This is a genomic window from Pseudomonas sp. 1121_17, assembly GCF_052850745.1.
This window is the reverse complement of sequence record NZ_VXCX01000026.1, coordinates 1-3,319: the sequence shown is the minus strand read 5'-3', so window position 1 is coordinate 3,319 and position 3,319 is coordinate 1. Positions and strand designations below refer to the sequence as shown.

General features: G+C 51.3%; 2 rRNA genes. Both read right to left on the bottom strand.

Annotated features, from left to right (window positions below):
• Positions 1-21: 21 nt before the first annotated feature.
• Positions 22-137: ribosomal RNA gene (rrf, locus tag FW789_RS24250) — 5S ribosomal RNA — on the bottom strand.
• 126 nt (positions 138-263) lie between these two features.
• Positions 264-3,156, bottom strand: a 23S ribosomal RNA gene (locus tag FW789_RS24245).
• Positions 3,157-3,319 lie beyond the last annotated feature (163 nt).

The following is a 3,319-nucleotide window of genomic DNA, read 5'->3' as shown; positions in this document are numbered from 1 at the left end:
ATAGGGGTTTTGCGAAATGAATCTTGACGATGACCTACTCTCACATGGGGAGACCCCACACTACCATCGGCGATGCATCGTTTCACTACTGAGTTCGGGATGGGATCAGGTGGTTCCAATGCTCTATTGTCGTCAAGAAATTCTGTAGCCAGAACGTCCAGATGAACGGCCCAGCAAATTCGGATATGTGATGTTTGTGTACGAATCTTCGGCGTTTCGTCTTCACCACCGCAACCTGCATGAGCAAATTGCTTGGGTGTTATATGGTCAAGCCTCACGGGCAATTAGTATTGGTTAGCTCAACGCCTCACAGCGCTTACACACCCAACCTATCAACGTCGTAGTCTTCGACGGCCCTTCAGGGGATTCTAGATCCCAGTGAGATCTCATCTTGAGGCAAGTTTCCCGCTTAGATGCTTTCAGCGGTTATCTCTTCCGAACATAGCTACCCGGCAATGCCACTGGCGTGACAACCGGAACACCAGAGGTTCGTCCACTCCGGTCCTCTCGTACTAGGAGCAGCCCCTCTCAAATCTCAAACGTCCACGGCAGATAGGGACCGAACTGTCTCACGACGTTCTAAACCCAGCTCGCGTACCACTTTAAATGGCGAACAGCCATACCCTTGGGACCGGCTTCAGCCCCAGGATGTGATGAGCCGACATCGAGGTGCCAAACACCGCCGTCGATATGAACTCTTGGGCGGTATCAGCCTGTTATCCCCGGAGTACCTTTTATCCGTTGAGCGATGGCCCTTCCATACAGAACCACCGGATCACTAAGACCTACTTTCGTACCTGCTCGACGTGTGGGTCTCGCAGTCAAGCGCGCTTTTGCCTTTATACTCTACGACCGATTTCCGACCGGTCTGAGCGCACCTTCGTACTCCTCCGTTACTCTTTGGGAGGAGACCGCCCCAGTCAAACTACCCACCATACACTGTCCTCGATCCGGATAACGGACCTGAGTTAGAACCTCAAAGTTGCCAGGGTGGTATTTCAAGAGTGGCTCCATGAGAACTGGCGTCCCCACTTCAAAGCCTCCCACCTATCCTACACAAGCAAATTCAAAGTCCAGTGCAAAGCTATAGTAAAGGTTCACGGGGTCTTTCCGTCTAGCCGCGGATACACTGCATCTTCACAGCGATTTCAATTTCACTGAGTCTCGGGTGGAGACAGCGCCGCCATCGTTACGCCATTCGTGCAGGTCGGAACTTACCCGACAAGGAATTTCGCTACCTTAGGACCGTTATAGTTACGGCCGCCGTTTACCGGGGCTTCGATCAAGAGCTTCGCTTGCGCTAACCCCATCAATTAACCTTCCGGCACCGGGCAGGCGTCACACCCTATACGTCCACTTTCGTGTTTGCAGAGTGCTGTGTTTTTAATAAACAGTCGCAGCGGCCTGGTATCTTCGACCGGCAAAAGCTTACGGGGTAAACCCTTCACCTTCGCCGGCGCACCTTCTCCCGAAGTTACGGTGCCATTTTGCCTAGTTCCTTCACCCGAGTTCTCTCAAGCGCCTTGGTATTCTCTACCTAACCACCTGTGTCGGTTTGGGGTACGGTTCCCGATTGTCTGAAGCTTAGGAGCTTTTCTTGGAAGCATGGCATCAACCACTTCGTCGCCTAAAGGCAACTCGTCATCAGCTCTCGGCCTTGAGATCCCGGATTTGCCTAAGATCTCAGCCTACCACCTTAAACTTGGACTACCAACGCCAAGCTGGCCTAGCCTTCTCCGTCCCTCCATCGCAACAATCGGAAGTACAGGAATATTAACCTGTTTTCCATCGACTACGCTTTTCAGCCTCGCCTTAGGGACCGACTAACCCTGCGTCGATTAACGTTGCGCAGGAAACCTTGGTCTTTCGGCGTGCAAGTTTTTCACTCGCATTGTCGTTACTCATGTCAGCATTCGCACTTCTGATACCTCCAGCAAGCTTCTCAACTCACCTTCACAGGCTTACAGAACGCTCCTCTACCGCATCACCAAAAGGTGATACCCGTAGCTTCGGTGCATGGTTTGAGCCCCGTTACATCTTCCGCGCAGGCCGACTCGACTAGTGAGCTATTACGCTTTCTTTAAAGGGTGGCTGCTTCTAAGCCAACCTCCTAGCTGTCTAAGCCTTCCCACATCGTTTCCCACTTAACCATGACTTTGGGACCTTAGCTGACGGTCTGGGTTGTTTCCCTTTTCACGACGGACGTTAGCACCCGCCGTGTGTCTCCCATGCTCGGCACTTGTAGGTATTCGGAGTTTGCATCGGTTTGGTAAGTCGGGATGACCCCCTAGCCGAAACAGTGCTCTACCCCCTACAGTGATACATGAGGCGCTACCTAAATAGCTTTCGAGGAGAACCAGCTATCTCCGAGCTTGATTAGCCTTTCACTCCGATCCACAGGTCATCCGCTAACTTTTCAACGGTAGTCGGTTCGGTCCTCCAGTTAGTGTTACCCAACCTTCAACCTGCCCATGGATAGATCGCCCGGTTTCGGGTCTATACCCAGCGACTAAACGCCCTATTAAGACTCGCTTTCGCTACGCCTCCCCTATTCGGTTAAGCTCGCCACTGAATATAAGTCGCTGACCCATTATACAAAAGGTACGCAGTCACCTAACAAAGTAGGCTCCCACTGCTTGTACGCATACGGTTTCAGGATCTATTTCACTCCCCTCTCCGGGGTTCTTTTCGCCTTTCCCTCACGGTACTGGTTCACTATCGGTCAGTCAGTAGTATTTAGCCTTGGAGGATGGTCCCCCCATGTTCAGACAAAGTTTCTCGTGCTCCGTCCTACTCGATTTCATTGATAAGAGATTTTCGTGTACGGGGCTATCACCCACTACGGCCGCACTTTCCAGAGCGTTCCACTAATCTCAAACCAACTTAAGGGCTGGTCCCCGTTCGCTCGCCACTACTAAGGGAATCTCGGTTGATTTCTTTTCCTCAGGGTACTTAGATGTTTCAGTTCCCCTGGTTCGCCTCTTGCACCTATGTATTCAGTACAAGATACTCAGCTTATGCTGAGTGGGTTCCCCCATTCAGAGATCTCTGGATCACAGTCTGTTTGCCGACTCCCCAAAGCTTATCGCAGGCTACCACGTCTTTCATCGCCTCTGACTGCCAAGGCATCCACCGTATGCGCTTCTTCACTTGACCATATAACCCCAAGCAATCTGGTTATACTGTGAAGACGACATTCGCCGAAAATTCGTACTGCCCTTTCGAGCATTCACAAATTTTACCTTAGCCTGATCACACACCAGTGAAAGTGCATGTCAGTCTATTTCTATCACATATCCGAATTTTTAAAGAACGATCT